12 protein-coding genes are annotated in these 16,926 nt (G+C 48.9%); 3 read left to right on the top strand and 9 right to left on the bottom strand.

What is annotated here, in order from left to right; translation table 11 throughout:
• Positions 1-65: 65 nt before the first annotated feature.
• Both PCH02S_RS32240 and PCH02S_RS32245 read right to left on the bottom strand, forming a co-directional pair.
• On the bottom strand, positions 66-1,625 hold the full coding sequence (locus tag PCH02S_RS32240) for a response regulator (RefSeq protein ID WP_127458205.1): 1,560 nt from the start codon (positions 1,623-1,625) through the stop codon (positions 66-68).
• Positions 1,622-3,418: a cache domain-containing sensor histidine kinase gene (locus PCH02S_RS32245; protein WP_127458206.1), complete on the bottom strand. Its 1,797-nt coding sequence runs from the start codon at positions 3,416-3,418 to the stop codon at positions 1,622-1,624. The genes PCH02S_RS32240 and PCH02S_RS32245 overlap by 4 nt, the downstream gene beginning before the upstream one ends.
• A gap of 280 nt (positions 3,419-3,698) precedes the next feature.
• On the opposite strand from PCH02S_RS32245, the gene PCH02S_RS32255 reads away from it, so the two are divergent.
• Together PCH02S_RS32255 and PCH02S_RS32260 are read left to right on the top strand one after the other, a co-directional pair.
• Entirely contained in the window at positions 3,699-4,856 is a 1,158-nt protein-coding gene (locus PCH02S_RS32255; RefSeq protein ID WP_127458207.1) for an alanine racemase, read from the top strand.
• A gap of 33 nt (positions 4,857-4,889) precedes the next feature.
• Positions 4,890-5,354: a RidA family protein gene (locus PCH02S_RS32260; RefSeq protein ID WP_127458208.1), complete on the top strand. Its 465-nt coding sequence runs from the start codon at positions 4,890-4,892 to the stop codon at positions 5,352-5,354.
• A 316-nt stretch (positions 5,355-5,670) separates the two neighbouring features.
• On the opposite strand, the gene PCH02S_RS32265 is transcribed toward PCH02S_RS32260, so the two are convergent.
• From PCH02S_RS32265 to PCH02S_RS32295, 7 genes are all read right to left on the bottom strand, one after another.
• Positions 5,671-7,401 (bottom strand): methyl-accepting chemotaxis protein, encoded by a 1,731-nt coding sequence (locus PCH02S_RS32265; protein WP_127458209.1) that lies wholly within the window; start codon positions 7,399-7,401, stop codon positions 5,671-5,673.
• A 97-nt stretch (positions 7,402-7,498) separates the two neighbouring features.
• Complete coding sequence (mglC, locus tag PCH02S_RS32270; protein ID WP_127458210.1) at positions 7,499-8,530, bottom strand: galactose/methyl galactoside ABC transporter permease MglC; 1,032 nt, start codon at positions 8,528-8,530, stop codon at positions 7,499-7,501.
• A gap of 18 nt (positions 8,531-8,548) precedes the next feature.
• Complete coding sequence (locus tag PCH02S_RS32275; RefSeq protein WP_127458211.1) at positions 8,549-10,066, bottom strand: sugar ABC transporter ATP-binding protein; 1,518 nt, start codon at positions 10,064-10,066, stop codon at positions 8,549-8,551.
• Positions 10,067-10,203: 137 nt separating this feature from the next.
• A complete protein-coding gene (locus PCH02S_RS32280) occupies positions 10,204-11,292 on the bottom strand; it encodes a galactose ABC transporter substrate-binding protein (protein WP_127458212.1) in 1,089 nt (362 codons plus the stop codon).
• 110 nt (positions 11,293-11,402) lie between these two features.
• Entirely contained in the window at positions 11,403-12,389 is a 987-nt protein-coding gene (locus PCH02S_RS32285; protein WP_127458213.1) for a substrate-binding domain-containing protein, read from the bottom strand.
• 12 nt (positions 12,390-12,401) lie between these two features.
• Positions 12,402-14,096, bottom strand: coding sequence for a cache domain-containing sensor histidine kinase (locus PCH02S_RS32290; RefSeq protein ID WP_127458217.1), 1,695 nt, complete (start codon positions 14,094-14,096; stop codon positions 12,402-12,404).
• 114 nt (positions 14,097-14,210) lie between these two features.
• Complete coding sequence (locus PCH02S_RS32295) at positions 14,211-15,869, bottom strand: response regulator (protein WP_127458214.1); 1,659 nt, start codon at positions 15,867-15,869, stop codon at positions 14,211-14,213.
• 226 nt (positions 15,870-16,095) lie between these two features.
• Here PCH02S_RS32295 and PCH02S_RS32300 point away from each other — a divergent pair.
• Positions 16,096-16,926 (top strand): AAA family ATPase (locus PCH02S_RS32300; protein WP_246069353.1); only part of this gene is annotated, 831 nt, incomplete at its 3' end.

A 16,926-nucleotide genomic window follows, 5' to 3' on the forward strand; every position in this document is an offset into this window, starting at 1 on the left:
TAGGGGACATCTGCAGGAGACGGTACGGGAGAGACTTCGGCGCAAGGGGGGACATTTTTCAGTCTTTAGATTTTGTCGATTCCAGTCGAACCTTGTCGATATTCAGATGGGGTTTGTCCGGTATGCTTTTTAAACTGCTGCGTAAAGTACTTGATGTCCTCGTATCCTACTCTTCTGGCAATATCGCTGACTTTGGTTTGCGTACTTTGCAGGAGATCTACCGCGCGCTTCATCCTCTCCTGTGTGACGAACTCAATATAGGTGCATCCGGTCTCCCGTTTAAATACTTCGCTAAAATGATTCGGATTGATATGAACGAAACCCGCAACCTGCTGCAGGGAAATCGGCTGATGCAAATTGTCGCGGATATACGCGATGGACTTGTACACATAAGCGTACTTATTCTGATCCAACCCTTGGTGGAACAGGTTCATAACCGCCGTGAGGATCCTAAAGATCTCCTCCTCCGGGCGCCCTTCCCCTTCATAAGAAGGGACCTTGCTCAGCGAAACTTCCGATGAATTCGCACGTTCCAACCAGCGGTGGCCCGCGATAATCATCGATTGCAGATAACCCTGCACCGTCATCGGCGTTGCAAAAGCGTCTTCCATCAGCGCGCGCACCCGCTGGTTCACCCAATGGCGCAGGTCCGTCGCATTGCCGCTCATCAGAATGGCCGCAAGCTCAGCTTCCTCCTTCTCGGTCAGTACGGTACGACCCCCGCTTCGCTCTCGAATATCCGCCAACGTGAAAAGACCTTGCGAACCGAGCAGTCCTTGGTACGCAAACACCTCTTTGGCAGCCAGATAGGAATCCTTCAGGCTATCGTAATCCCGCGCAACGGTTCCAAGCGCCGCAAATGCCGTGCATTTCAGCGTTTCGGTTACCCGCTTCAGCGCACCTTTAAGCCCTGCTTCATCCATGCCGCTTTCTTCATAACGGACAACAAGCAGCAAGTGCTCCTTGTTCATAAGCGTCACACACGGAAGCAGCTCGAAGAGGATATTCTGCGCTGCGCCTTGCAGCAGCTCCGTAAGCCCCGCTTCCCAGCCCGATACGGAAACGAGCATCACTTGCATCGCCGCGGCCGAACCGGATTCCGGATGAACGTCTACGCCGTTTCTGTGGAACCAAACACGCAGCTGTTCCCTTGCTTCCGCATCATCGTGCAAGCCCCGTTTTAGCGCTCGATCCAACAACTGATTGCGCAGCGCAGCCTGCTGGAGATTCTCCTGCTTCATCGTTTCCCATTTATCCATCACGTTCTGCTTCGCTTTCAGCGCAGCTTTAATAATCTCTTCCGGCCGGCTTGTCTTCAGCAAATAATCGGTCACCCCTTCACGGAGCGCCTGTTGGGCATAGGAGAAATCATCATACCCCGTCAGGATCACGATCTCCGTGTCCGGCAGCAGCGCCTTCACTTCACGAGCGAGCTGAATCCCGTCGATCCCCGGCATACGGATATCCGTCAGCACGATGTGAGGCTTTTCTTCCGCAATCCGCTCTAACGCCTCTTCCCCCGAAGATGCTGCAGGCAGCAGTTCAAGCCCAAGTTCTTTCCAATCGATCACGGTACAAAGACCGGTTCTTATTATCACTTCATCGTCTACAATCAAAATTCTCATGTCGTCAGCTCCCCCGTCCCAAGCGGAATTGAAAATGATATCCGAGTTCCCATACCTAACGTGCTTTCCACAACAAGGCCCGACCCAAGGCCATAGTGCAGCAGCAATCGTCTGTGCACATTAATAAGGCCATAGGAAGTAACCGGCAGCTTCGCTTCCTTCGCAACTTCGGTTAGCATTCCCAATTGTTGGTTAGCTGCAACCAGCTGGCCGTGAATGTCGCGCAGCTTCGCTTCGTCCATGCCGATTCCCGTATCTTCCACGACAAATTTCATCTGATTATCGCGGAGTTCCCCATGGACGTAGACATGCCCTTTGGCTTTCTTTTTCTGAATACCATGAATGAGACTGTTCTCAATCAATGGCTGCAGCAGCAGCTTCAGCATCGTCGTTTGCAGCATTTCCGGAACAATAAAAAACTCGATCTCGAACTGATCCGGAAACCGCATGGCCTGGATATAGGCATAATTCTGGGCATGAGAAATTTCCTGCTGAACCGAACAGAACTCTTCACCCTTATTTAGGCTAAAACGCAAGAAATCACTAAGCGCCCCAATCATCTCGGCAATTTGACGATCCTTATTCATCAGAGCAATCCAGTGGATCGAAGAGAGTGTATTGTACAAAAAGTGCGGATTAATCTGCGCCTGAAGGGCCATAATGTCCGCTTCCTTTTTCTTCGCTTCATTCTGCTGCACTTGATCTTTCAGCCTGCCGATCCGCTCGCTCAGCTTATTATAGCTGTGGACCAGCAGCCCGACTTCGTCGGCGCTTTTCACTTCATAGGTCGGGATCGCCTCATCCGGATTCAAATCTTTCAACGATTTGGTTAACCTGGTTAACGGTTTAGTCACCCATTGCAAGAAATAAAGCACTAACCCCATTGCAAGCATGAGCGCAATAACAATCGTTACAGCTGTTACGGTAAGCACGTAACCATTTTGTTTCTGGTAGATTTCTGTCGGGATGAACCCAACCAGTTTCCAGCCTAAACGAGGCATAGAGTTATACAAAACCGTGTGCGGCAATTCGCCTCTAGGCACGTTAAGCACGCCATTGGTTTCTCCCAGCTTGTCTAAGTTCGGAAACACATCTCCGACCTTCCGAGCCAGCCAGCCTGGTTCGCCTCCGGCAATAATTTGATTGTATTGATCAGTCAGCATGACAAAACCGCTGCTTTCCCAACCCGCATCCGTCAAATAATGCTCAATCTCCGCTTGATCAAGTGAAAAAGCGAGCGTTCCGATCGTTCGGAACGTGCTGACATCCCGGATCGGCCTGACGAGTGTAATCACCCTCTTGGGACCGTCCGTCGTTTGGTTCACATACAGCGGCGACCACCATTTGGTTGTGGATTTGTAAACGGATTCATACTGTTGTAAAAGCGGATTAAGTCCCGAATTCGTAATCGTCGTTGTATATAGTACCGGATTGCCGTTTTTCGGCGTAATCGTAATGTTTGAAATGTATTTTTTGGAATAGGATAAGTTCCATAAGGTTCCGACGATCAGCGAATAGCTGTTTACGTCCCCTTCTGTGTTGCTTAAGTAGGTTTGAATATCTTTTTGGCCAATAAGAAAAATCGACATATTCTCTACGTCTTGAATTACGAAATCCAGCTTGTCCGTTATCTGTTTCAGGGTGTTCATTCCGGCCTGCTTCGCTTTGTCTTCCGTCACCGAAGTGGCGATGCGATAGGAAACGGTCCCCATAGAAAGCAGCGGCAATACGACTGCGAGTAAAATGATTAATGACAATTTGCGTTTCAGGGACTTGGCAAACCAGCGTCTCATGGGCGCCCCTCCTTCCTTTTTACTTTTACATAGTAGCATGTGCAGCGTTTGCATATCTTACTTTTCTTTAGGTAACCAAACTTTTTGTTTGATATTAGAAATTTTTATGTTACCATTTTGCTCAAGACAAGAAAGCAAACCAAACGAATTGGCACAAACCTGGCTCGACGTATACCCAAAAGGTTGCGAAACGATTTGCGCCTATCTGAATATTTCAAAGTATACCCTCTACAGCTACTTGGAAGAAAGTAAAAGTGCAGCGAAAAGGGAGTGATGTTGGATGGAATCATTGGAACCAACCAAAACATTGGAAGCGTTGGGAAAATTAGATGGATTAGAAGCATTAGAGACCCCGAGTCTGCTCATCGATGCTGATCGGATGGATCGCAACATTGAGGCTATGGCTGATATGGCACGTATTCATCAAGTGAACCTGCGTCCTCATGCGAAGACGCATAAGATCCCCGCTATTGCGCTGAAGCAGATCGAAGCAGGGGCTGTCGGTATTACGGTGGCGAAAATAGCAGAAGCGGAAGTCATGGCCGCGCACGGCATTCGCAATATTTTCGTCGCCTACCCGCTTGTGACCGCCAGCAAGATCGAACGCGCCATTCGTCTGAGCGAGCAAATCGAGCTCATTGTTGGTGTCGATAGCTTGGCAGGTGCTCAGCAATTGGAGCATATCGCCAGCCGCCATGGACACTCTTTGCAAGTCCGGCTGGAAATTGACACAGGCCTGCGTCGTACCGGCGTTTTGTACGAACAAGCCGCTGCTCTGGCGGCTGAAATTAGCGCCATGCCGCACTTGCGGCTGACTGGCATCTACACCTTCCGCGGCTCCCTGCTAGCCGGCAAGCCGACGCTTGACGTGGCCGCAGCCGGCAAGGAAGAAGGCGCGTTGATGGCGCAGCTCGCCGAGCGCCTCAGAACGCAGGGCATCGCGATCACGGATGTCAGCGTGGGCTCAACGCCAACCGCAACGTATGCCGCGGCGGTTGAAGGCGTGACCGAGGTGCGCCCGGGCACCTACGTGTTCCACGACAGGATGCAGGCACGGCTAGGTGTCTGCAGCTTGGAGGACTGCGCGGGCAGCGTGCTCGTCACCGTCGTCAGCCGCCCCTCCGCTGACCTCGCGATTGTCGATGGCGGCAGCAAAACCTTCGCCACCGACGTTCAGCCGGGCACCGAGCCCTTGCAGCTGAAGGGCTTTGGGCACATCCTCGGGCTTACGGATGCGACGCTAGCCCGCTTAACCGAGGAACATGGCATGATTGAGCTAGGACCGCTAGCCCAAGCAGCCAACCTGCAAATAGGCGATAAGCTGCGCATTATTCCCAATCATATTTGCAGCACCGTCAACTTGCACAATCATGTGGTGATGCAGCGTGACCAAACTTACACACGTACGCCTGTGCTTGCTCGAGGAATGCTAGAGTAAGCTTAAAACACATAAAAACTGGAGGTCAATCGCATGTCGAACATTGAGCAGCGCCTGCAAGAATTAGGGATTACACTCCCTCCATCCCCTGAACCACGTTTTACCTACATTCCTTGCAATCAAACAGGGAATCTCATCTATTTGTCCGGTCAAGACTGCCGAATTAACGGAGAATTGATGTATGAGGGCAAGCTTGGCCGCGAAGTGACGATTGAGCAGGGACAAGCGGCAGCACGCCAAACCATCATTAACTGCTTAGCAGTTATGAAGGGATATCTCGGAGATTTGGACCGAGTCGTTAAAATCGTGAAGATGCTCGCTTTCGTCAACAGCGCACCGGGTTTCGGAGACCAGCCTTATGTCATCAACGGCGCGTCCGATTTATTAGTCGCTGTGTTCGGCGAAAAGGGTAAGCATGCCCGCTCCGCAATAGGCACAAGCGATCTGCCGTTTCACACACCCGTGGAGATCGAGCTGATTGTTGAAGTGCGAGATTAAGCACGTAAACCATCCCGGCGCGCGTGAATAATAGGCAACTGGAATATTCCCGTTATCGTTAACCCCGAATACTCCTGCTATTTTCTGCGGCCAGTCCCATTTTCCGCTAATGAAATGGAATTTCCGGCGCTAATTTTGCCATATCTAACAGTTTCCACCCTGCACCCAGCGATTTAGATGGCGTATCTCCAGCAATTTCCTCCACTCGGCAAAAATGGTGCAGATTAACGGCATAAATTCCTTCTATTCATCTCTAATAACAAACGTACATACAAAATAGGCCTGAGGAAATATCCTCAGGCCTATTCCATTGCGCTCACACACGGAATCGAGCAATCAAGCCCTGCAAATCCCCGGCCATGCTGCTCAGCACGGAGGCCGAAGAGACAATCTCCTCCATACTCGCATACTGCCCCTCGATATTGGAGGAGACGTTGCGCGCACCGGAAGCAGTCTGTCCCGCGACTTCGTCAATACCGCGAATCACGTCAACGGCTGCGCTCGTTTTCGCAGAGATAGCGGCCGAGCTGGCGGCCACTTCCGCAATCTGGCGAGCGACATCGTCCATCGCATCGCTGATGCGCAGGAACGTTGCCTGTGCTACGCCGACAACTTCAAGACCCGTCTCCACCTCTTGGCTTCCCGCCTGGGTGGAGTTCATAACCACGCTTGTTTCTTCTTGTATACTCGAAACAAGCTGAGTCACTTCTTCAGCCGCTGCTCCCGTCTGAAGAGCCAGCTTGCGGACTTCGTCGGCGACGACCGCAAAGCCTTTGCCAGCTGCCCCTGCCCGTGCAGCCTCAATAGAGGCATTCAATGCGAGCATATTCGTTTGTCTCGCAATACCGGCAATGATGGCATTCGCCTGCACGATTTGCTCTGAGCGTTCCCCAAGCCGCTGAACAGATTCTACCAGCACCTTCATCTTCTGAGAGATGGCTTGCATTTGGGTAATCGCCGTCTCAACGGCTGTGTTACCCGCGCCAGCGGCTTCCAGGGCGAGTAAAGACTGCTGGTTGGCCGATTGCGTGACGCCTACAATTTGAATAACCGCTGCTGACATTTCTTCCATGATGGAAACGCCTTGCTGTACACTTCGTACCTGCGCATCCGTCCCTGTCGAAATCTCTTGAATCGTATAAGTGATCCGTTCCGAAGACTCACTAACCTGCTCAGCATTATTGCTTAGCGCATCAGAAGCTGCGGCTACATGCTGGGCACTGCTGCCCACCTGGCTGATTAAGCTGTGGAGATTAGCTTTCATGCCATTAAAGGCCATAGCCAAATCCCTTAATTCGTCTCTATTGCTCACGTAGATGCTGCCACTCGATAAATCGCAGTCCGCAATCCGCTCGGCAGCTCTTACCATGGAACGGATCGGATTCACAATCGTCCGGGATAATAAAAGGCCAATCGCCAGCGCAAATACGAATGCAGCTACACTAACCCAAATCAACGTTCGAACGGTCGATTGCACGACGTCATGATTCCGTGCCGTATCCACTTCCTGAACGGCTCTTTCCAACTCTTCAATCTTGGCTGCAGATTGTGTTAACGTTTCTGTCGTCGGAATCGCCCACTGCATCGCTTCGGCTTTCGCCAAATCGACATTCCCTTTATCCGCGTATTCTGCCACTTTGTTAACCAGACGCATGAACGTTTGGTTAGAATCCGCCATGGACTGGATCGCGCCCTGCTCGTCCTCATTTTTGGCAAACTCACTCATTTGTCCAATAATATCAGATAACCCTGCATTCGTTTCCGTTAAAAACTTCTCCTTCTCTTTCGTAGGATTAAGCACATAACCTAGCAGCAGACTGTTCTGTATTTGCGTCTTCTCTTTAATCTCTGCGACATGCCGAAGAATCGTTACATGATCGTTCAAAAGCTTGGAATAAGAGCGATCAACTTTATTCAGATAGGTGTAAGACAAGCCGCTAGTCACCGCAACAAGTAATGAAACAATAACGAAGGTTCCTACAATTTTGCCTCTTAAAGAAATTGAAAACCTCTTTTTTTCCGTAGCGGAAATCTTTTTTTCCTGCATACATAGGCCCCCTTTTTATGTAGCAACCGCTTTCAATTGTCTTCGTAAAATAACAGGCTGCCCCTTTACGCGACAGCCTGCTATCCTTTTTGCTTTATTATTTAGAGTTCATGTATTTGCGCATATCGAACGCTACCGCAGCCACGATGATAACACCTTTAATAATTAGCTGCCAGTAAGGGCTTATCCCGATAAACGTCAAACCGTAGTTGATTACGCTGAAAATTAATACCCCTGCAAGTACGCCGGGAACCGTTCCGATACCACCGGATGTCGATACGCCGCCGACTACGCAAGCTGCGATCGCATCAAGCTCGTACATGTTACCGTAGTTGTTCGTTGCACCGCCGGTTCTTGCCGCTTCCAGCACCCCAGCCAATCCGTACAAAGCACCCGCGATGGAGTAGATGTAAATCAGGTAACGGTTAACGTTAATTCCCGAAACAACTGCCGCATGAATGTTGCCGCCGATTGCGTACATGTATTTACCCAGCTTGGTTTTGTTGAAAACGATCCAGACGATAATCGCTACAGCTACAGCAATAATAACAATATAAGGTAATGAGTACGTGGCATCAGAGCCGATAGAACCTGTTCCCAGTTTACTAAAATCAGGTCTCAAACCACCGATAGGCTGGGACTGATTCGGTTTCATATCGAAGTACAAGGAGTTGGCACCGTATACGGCAACCATCGTTCCTAGTGTTGCGATGAAAGGTGGAACCTTCAATTTAGCGACGATAATTCCATTAATAAGACCAACCAAAAGACCAGCTACAATCGCAATGATAATTGGAACAAGCAGTGGCAAGTGCGGTAGATCCGGGAAAAATCTGCGGCCATAATCCTGCGTTTGCAGCATAGATGCCGAGATAACGGCCGTCAAACCGACAATCCGTCCAGTCGAAAGGTCGGTGCCTCCCGTGATCAAAATGAAGGCAGCACCCAAAGCAATGATGACACGTGTGGATGACTGCAGCAAAATGTCGCGTAGAATACTAACGGATAAAAAGCGCGGATCATAAATTGCGATCCCAATAACGAGCACGACCAAAACGATGTAGATTGCGTATTTGGTCACGAACCCACTAATGTCTCTAGATTTTAATGTTTCTGTTTTTGTACTCATGGTTTCTTGGCCCCCCATTTATGCCATATGCTGTGCAGCAAGGCGCATGATCTCTTCTTCTGTTGCTTTATTTCCTTCTACGATCCCCGTAAGGCGTCCTTCACACATAACCATGATTCGGTCTGACATCCCAAGCAGCTCGGGCATTTCAGAAGAGATCATGATAATACTTTTCCCCTGCTTCGCAAGGTCGGCAATGATGGAATAAATCTCAAACTTCGCTCCTACGTCAATTCCGCGAGTCGGCTCATCCAGCAGGAGCACGTCCGGCTCTGTAAGCAGCCATCTGGCCAAGAGCACCTTTTGCTGATTACCACCAGAAAGGTTTTTGATCAATGCATGCATGTTCGGCGTTTTCACGCGAAGCATCTCAATGCTTTTCTCCACTTCGACTTTTCGTTTCGCTTCATTAATGAATCCGAGGGGGTTCATGTATCGTGCTAAATTCGCAATGACTGTATTCTCAAGCACGGACAATACCGGGAAAATCCCTGTCACGCGGCGCTCTTCCGTAAGCAGCGCGATTTTGTGCTTAATGGCGTCAATCGGCGATTTAAGCTTTACTTGCTTGCCGTGGATCGAAATTTGGCCGGATGCAACACCGCGTAGTCCGAACAAAGCTTCCATCAGTTCCGTCCGCTGTGCACCAACCAAACCGCCCACGCCAAGAATTTCTCCCTTACGAAGGTCGAAAGAAACATTTTTAAAGGATCTTGGGATGACCGACGTCAGTCCCTCAACACTCATTAATACACCGTTCGGTACATTGCTTCGTTCAGGGAAACGCTCTTTGAGATCACGTCCAACCATTTTCGAGATGATCATATCGGTTGTCAGCTCTGACGATGGCCACGTCCCAATCTTTGTTCCGTCACGCATAATCGTTACTTCATCCGAGATTTCAAGGATTTCTTCCATTTTATGTGAAATATAGATGATCGAGACGCCACGACTTTTCAGGTCGCGAATGATGCGAAATAGCTGTTCAACTTCATTTCCTGTTAATGACGAAGTCGGCTCATCCATAACAATGACTTTCGAATTGAAAGAAACGGCTTTGGCAATTTCAATGGACTGCACTTTCGAAACCGATAAGGTGCCAACAAGTGTGTCCGGTTTAATATCCATTTGGAGCTGTTCAAACAACTTTTCTGTATCTCTGCGCATCTTCTTGTGATCCACTAATTTCAATGGTCCGATCCCTTTTTCCGGGAAGCGGACCAACCAAATGTTCTCCATCACGTTGCGATGAGGAACCGGGTGCAGCTCTTGATGAATCATGGAAATGCCGTTTGCTAACGCATCCTTGGAATTAAGGATGGACACGCTCTCACCGTTCAGCTTGATCTCTCCGCCATCCGGCTTATAGATGCCGAATAAGCATTTCATCAACGTCGATTTACCAGCCCCGTTTTCTCCCATCAAAGCATGCACGCTTCCTGGGCGAACTTTCAGGGTAACGTTATCCAGCGCCTTGACGCCGGGGAACTCTTTGGAGATTTGATTCATTTCCAGTAAATACTCATGTAATGTCATGGTAACTCCCCCTACCAGCTCACGATAATCCCCACAAAGTGAAGCCATTGTACTAAGCCTTTTTCTCTGTATCTTTGCACGGGTTTCCAAATAAGAAGGCAAGAGCGGATAATTGCTCTTGCCCGCTTCTATTCAGATTACTTCGCTTCGTTCATGTTCGCTTTTGTAATCTTTTTGTAGGAAATCCAAACATATTTACCGTCTGTTACATCGTAGCCTGTCGTTTCTTTGCTTGGTGTTTGACCGTTAGCAAGAGCAGTTGCTACGTTCGTTGTTGCAGCACCTTGGTTTTTCGCATCGTTCAGAACAGTTCCGAGCAACGTGCCATCGCTAAGTGCTTGAAGCGCAGGAGCCGTAGCGTCAACGCCTACAACCGGCAAGAATTTATTGTCTTTGAAGTAACCTTTTGCTTTCAGAGCTTCGATAGCGCCAAGAGCCATATCGTCGTTGTTCGCAAGAACAGCTTCGATTTTGTTTTCACTGGAAGCCAGGAAAGCTGCCATTTTTTCTTGACCTTTTACACGATCCCACATAGCAGTATCTTCCGCTACTTTCTCTACGCCCAGACCAGCATCTGTAATGGCTTGGATGGAGAACTTCGTGCGAAGCTCAGCATCTTGGTGTCCTGGCTCGCCTTTCAGCATAACGTATTGAATTTTACCGTCTTTGTTTTTGTCCGCTTCCGGGTGAGCTTTGAAGTAGTCAACCAGCAATTGGCCTTCCATGGTTCCGGATTGCTCAGCTTTCGCGCCTACGTAGTAAACTTTATCCCATTTCTTCATATCGTCAGCCAGCGGCTCACGGTTCAAGAAGACAACCGGTACGTTAGCTGTTTTTGCTTTATCGATGATAACGCCTGCCGCTGTACGGTCAACCGCGTTGATCGCAAGAGCGTTTACTTTTTTCGTGATGAAAAGGTCAACTTTATCATTTTGCGTCGGTTGTGAGTTTTGGCTGTCTACGATATCCACAGTTGCTTTGTCTTTCGCAGCATCAGCGATCGCCGCGCGAACACCGGACATGAATGTATCGTCAAATTTATAAATAGCTACACCGATTGTTGGTTTTTTGCCGTCTGTTTTAGCAGGAGCTGCTGTTGCCGCTGCGCCAGTGCTTGCAGCTGCGCTAGCTGCCGGAGATGCTGCAGGTTTTTCTGTTTTAGCGCCACATCCTGTTACGGTTGCAACCAAAGCACTCGCTACTGCAAGGGTAATCAATTTTTTCAAGGTAAGACCCTCCCTAAAAGGTTGTTGTTTGTTTATTTACATTTCTAAATATACGGCATGCGGACTACGAAACAAATGCAATATCCTCATGTCTTCTATCGAAATTCTCATCACTTTATAAACGGAAATAGCAATTTTTGATTATCCGACCAGAACATATTGTTGAGGTCAATGGCCTTAATCCCGGTATCTACACGGCCCGGAATCTTCTTCCCATGTGAGGCTTCAACCGCATTTTTAACCCCTAAATAGCCGATGCTGAACGGATTCTGAATAATCGTAGCTTGGATAACGCCTTCCTGCAGCAGCTCCAACTCTTCCGATGTGCTGTCAAATGTGATGATTTTCACTTTATCTTGCAGATTCATTCGTTGAATCGCGTCGGCAACGCCAATGGAGGAGATTTCATTCAGGGCAACAATCCCGTCCAAATGCGGATACTTCTCAATGATGCCTTGCGTAAGCTGATCCGCCGTCCCCCGGTCTGTCATCGTGTATACCTTGGCAATGACCTTCATGGTCGGATATTTCGAGATTTCATCCAATAGCCCTTGCTCCCGAAGCTCCGTATTGCGCTCCCCTTGTTTAAAGCTCACAATCGCGATATTTCCTTTGGGTCCGGCAAGCTTGATTAATTGCTGACCTGCCATTTGACCGGCCTCATAATTGTTGGCGCCTATGAAGCTTCTCGCTTTGCGTGACTCCACTTCAGAGTCGATCGCGACAACAGGAATGCCTCGTCCCTCAGCATCGTCTACAACTCCCGACAATTCCTTATAGTCGTTTGCCGCGAGCACAATGGCATCAGGACCGCTATTAACGGATTGCTCCATTAAGGCGATCTGCCCCTTCACATCCCCTTCATCGTCCGGCGCCCTGAAATCCAATGTCACATTAAATTCCTTCGCGGCGACTTCCGCTCCCATTTTAACCGTTTTCCAATAGTCCCCGTTCTGGCTTCTTAACACCACTTCCAAATGCTTCTTCTTCTCGGTGGGTGTACTCTCAGTCTCCGTATTGCGCATACAGGAGGACATGGAGAAGGCAGCGGCCAATATGGCGAATATGAGGGGGCCAAGTTTCATTGTTTTATCCATCGCGGATCCTCCCTATTCCTCTTCCAATATGGCTGGAATCCAGATTTTCACGATCGTTCCTTCTTCAAGCTCGCTCTCCACCTTAACGCCATAATCCGCGCCAAAATACAGCTGAATCCGCTCATGCACATTACGCAGACCAACACCTGAGCCCTTATCGCTTTTCACCGAACCAATCATAATGTTCCTAAGTGTTTCTTCCGACATCCCTACACCGTTGTCCTGGACCTGGAGCTCTATATTATCGCCAATTTTTTTAGCCGAAATGTGAATATGGCCTTCGTCCACCATATACTCGATGCCATGATAGAGCGAATTTTCTACAAATGGCTGCAAAATTAACTTTAGCGTTTTATAAGGCAGCACTTCTTCATCCACTTCAATGTCATAATCGAACTTGTCCTTATACCTCATCTTTTGGATGATTAAATAATTCCGAATATGCTCGATCTCATCTGCAATCGTAATGATGTTCTTCCCTTTGCTCAGCGAAATCCGAAAAAACTTGGACAAGGAGGTAATCGTCGTAACAACCTCTTCGTTTTTCCCGTTCCCAACCATCCGAACCACGGAATTGAGCGTATTGTACAAAAAATGCGGATTAATCTGCGATTGCAGCACCTCAAGTTCGTTTTTTCTCTTGATCTCTTGCTCATGAATATTTTGATCCATCAGCTCTCGCACCCTGGAAACCATGAGATTGAACCTTCGTGAAAGCTGCTCCACTTCATCTGCGCCGCGAACATGGATGTACGTATCGAAATGCCCCTTCTCGACCATTTCCATCGATTTCTTGAGCCGTTTAATCGGCTTAGAAATGCGCGCTGACATGAAGGAGGAGATGAGCAAAATAAATATAAGGACAATGACCAACAACCAAATCATAAACGTGCTGATTTCCTTGCGGGTCGTGATCATTTCATCCATATAGGAGACCCCGATAATTTTCCAACCGATATTATTAACGGTCCTAACGACATTAAGACGGGGTTCCCCCTCGCTGACATCCATATACTTGCCGTAGGAGAATTTGAGCGCCTGCTCCACATTTTCATATTTTAAGCCAATATAAATAAGCTGCTGCTGGGGATGATACACAATGTTTCCGGCCGAATCGTCGATAATGTACACGTAACCCTTTTTACCTAAAGAAACCGTGCGGAACACGTCATCCAACGTTTTAAAATTCACATCCACCAGAAGCACCGCGTCCTCCCACTTCCCGCCATGTTCAATGGTAACCCCTTTACTCATGGAAACAACCCAGCGGTACGGATCTTTGAATAGGTTCTGAATATGCGGCAGCGAAAAGGAAAGATGGTTCGGATTGTCCAAAGCGGACTTAAACCAGGACTGTTCAATCAGCCTCGTATTTTTGCGCATGCCGGCATTCTGGAGACCTGTAATCAGCTCGCCATCCGCAGCAAATAAATTAATGGAGACAATATCCTCGCGTGTGCTTGCGATCGTTTCCAACTGTTCCGTCAGCTTGTCGGAGGGGATGCCGCGGCTTTTGGCAATCTTGGCATCGACCACCTCGAACGTGTCCGCCATGCCTTTTATATAATTTTCCAAGTTAAACTGGACCTGTTCTACAATCTGCTGTGTATTTAAAAAGGCACTTTCTTCCGCCGTCTTGGAGAACTTATTATAGAGCACCAACGAAATGATCAGCATAACGGTCACGGTGATGAAAATAAAAGACATCGTAATCGCAAATTGGATGCTTTTCACCCGGATGGTATCGAGCAGCACCTCGTACAAAGCCTTGAATAGAGCTCGTATTTTTCGTATCAAAACTAACCCCCCGCTCCTTGACCCCTACTGCCCTTTGCTGCTGTTATTGCGATATTCCTTTGGGGAAACGCCAACATTTTTTCGGAACGAAAAGCTGAAATAGTTCGCATCGGCATAACCGACCTTCTCAGCGATCTCCAGCGCCTTCATATCTGTGGAACGCAGCATCTCCTTCGCCGCCTCCATGCGGATATGGTTCAAATAGTTGACGAAGGTCATTTTCGTTTCTTTTTTGAAAATACTGCTGAAATACCCCGCGCTAATATGCAAATGGCTGCACACTTTGTTAATCGTAATATCGCCTTCGTGATAATGATTTTTGGTATAATCCTTGGCCATCTCAACCAGATTCTTGTAAGTATATTGGCGATCCGTAGCGATATGGTTCATCATCGAGGCGCATAGCTCGGCAAGCCAGTGCTTAGCTTCTTCCAACGACTTAAACTTATTGATCTCTGTAAAAGGAATGAAGTTGTCGCCGAAAACCTCGTCCACGTTCAAATTCGAATCCTTGGCCGCCTTCAGGATGCAAGTCAGGATTTCGAGCAAATAAATCTGATAGTCCTTAACGGAAACAGCTCCTTCAATTCCCTGAAAAAGCTCGTCCATCGTCTCCCGGATCTCTTGATTCGTCCCAACCTTGATACAACGCGTCAAAGCGTGCTCTTTCACATCGTCAAATCGCACTTTCTCCACGGACCGCATCTCCACATCATCAATGGAAATAATGCGGTTATTGCCAAGAATAAGTCGATAGTCCAGCGCCAATACAGCGTCTTCATAGGAATAGCTGATTTTGGTCACATCCTTCATGACAGTACCAATACCAACCGTTAAGGTAAACTTCAAATATTTTTCCACATTCTGCCGAACTTCTTCCAGCACCTTCATCGTCTCTTGCAGCGCGATTTCCCGGTTCTCACTCTCCCTTACGGATAACACAACCACATGATCGTCATGCATAAAAACAAGGCCAAACCGATGTTTATCTACAATCTCTTCCGTGATATTTAATAGGGCGAAGTATTTCAGCGCTTGATCCGGCGAATATTTTAAGGAAACGGACTTGGACAGCTCTTCCCGATTCTCCAGCTCCTCTTCAGGAATGAGTACGCCATCGATACTCAAAACAGCAGCCACAAAGCTTTGGCCGCCTATTTCAATCCCGTAGTTTGCCGCTTTCTCGTAGACTTCTTCGCGCGGAAGCTTCCGGTTCATGAGCGTTGCCAGGAAATTCTCTTTCAGCACAGGCATGCTCTTCCGGTAATGCTCCATGAGCAGCTGCACATTTTCCCGGTGCGCCACTTCCTCCTGAATTTGCCCTTTCACCTTCATCAAAGCATTGATAAGCTCCTGAGCGGAAAAAGGCTTCAGCACATACTCATCGATATGCAGCTTAATCGCCCTCTGGGCATACTCAAACTCATCATGCCCCGTGAGAATGATCAGCTTGATGGTCGGAAAGCGTTCCCGAATCGCTTCGGCCAGCTGCAGCCCATTCATAAACGGCATCTGAATATCCGTTACAACGACGTCCGGCTGTAATCGCTCTACCATTTCCAGCGCTTCTCTGCCGTTCTCCGCTTTCTCAATGACCTCGAAGCCGATGGCTTCCCAGTCCACTTCGCGAACGACACCTTCACGGACATCCTCTTCATCATCTACTAAAATTAGCTTGTACATCAGGGTCCCCCTAAACATTTACATATAAAGTGCTGATTTGTAAGTAATTAGTAATTAAGCTATTTATCCATATTGTACTAACTGACTATCGAATACACAACAGGATTAGCAGGCGTTAAGGAAGTAATGGTAAAAATCACCTAGTGTCTGTTAAACTTAAGTAGACAATTCTTATGTCCCGATTTACATATTGTTCACCACATTAATGATTTGGGAGGAACAGCCGTTGGACTTCGCACGAATAGGACAAATCGCTACGCTCATCAAGGAAAATGTAGGTAGAGTCATTGTAGGAAAAGACGAGACGGTCGAGCTGATGGTTATCGCCCTCATCGCTTCCGGACATGTGCTGCTTGAGGATGTGCCGGGTACAGGGAAAACGCAGCTGGCTAAAGCGCTGGCCCGCTCCTTGGACGGCACGATGAAGCGCATTCAGTTCACACCGGATCTCCTGCCTTCGGATGTTAGCGGCATTAACTTTTACAATCAAAAGCTCGGCGAATTCGAATTCCGCCCGGGACCGTTATTCGCTCACATCGTGCTCGCCGATGAAATTAACCGCGCGACGCCGCGCACACAATCCGCCTTGCTGGAAAGCATGGAGGAGCGCCAAGTGAGCATCGACGGGGAAACGCGCGCGCTCGAAGCGCCGTTCCTCGTGATCGCCACGCAGAACCCTGTCGAGAATCAGGGGACGTTCCCGCTGCCGGAAGCGCAGCTCGACCGCTTCCTGATGAAGCTCTCGCTCGGTTATCCGTCTGCCACGGAGCAGGTGCAGATTTTAAAGCGCTACCAACAGCAGGACCCGCTGGATCAGCTGCTGCCGGTTGTAGGGCGCGCTGAGCTGCTTGAAGCGCAGCGCTTGTTCGTGCAGGTGCGCTTCAGCGACGAGCTGCTGCAGTACCTCGTGCAGCTCGCGGAAGCTACGCGCACGCATGCGGATGCCGCGCTTGGCGTCTCGCCGCGCGGCGTGCGCGCCTTGATGAAGGCGGCGCAGGTGTACGCGGCGCTGCGCGGCCGCGACTATGTGCTGCCGGACGACATCAAGGCGCTGGCC

Source organism: Paenibacillus chondroitinus NBRC 15376, assembly GCF_004000765.1.
Lineage (GTDB): Bacteria > Bacillota > Bacilli > Paenibacillales > NBRC-103111 > Paenibacillus_E > Paenibacillus_E chondroitinus.